Source organism: Microbacterium sp. C5A9, from assembly GCF_022627955.1.
GTDB lineage: Bacteria > Actinomycetota > Actinomycetes > Actinomycetales > Microbacteriaceae > Microbacterium.
In genome coordinates this window covers 1-233 of sequence record NZ_JABXGD010000042.1, presented here as the reverse complement: position 1 = coordinate 233, position 233 = coordinate 1, and the positions used below count along the sequence as shown (strand labels likewise).

The following is a 233-nucleotide window of genomic DNA, read 5'->3' as shown; positions in this document are numbered from 1 at the left end:
GCCGTGCACCGTCTGGCCAAGATCGGGCAGCAGGGCGAGGATTACCGGCCATTGGGCCGATGCGTCGATGAAAAGGCGATCGTCAACGCGGCGGTCGGCCTGCTGGCGACCGGCGGCTCGACCAACCATCTGATCCACCTGCCCGCCATCGCGCGGGCGGCGGGGATCATCATCGACTGGGAGGATATGGACCGCCTCTCGGCCGCCGTGCCGCTGATCGCGCGGGTCTATCC

General features: G+C 68.7%; 1 protein-coding gene. It reads left to right on the top strand.

The window, feature by feature from the left end; genetic code table 11:
• Window positions 1-233 (top strand): dihydroxy-acid dehydratase (locus tag HWD99_RS18420; RefSeq protein WP_241797638.1); only part of this gene is annotated, 233 nt, incomplete at both ends.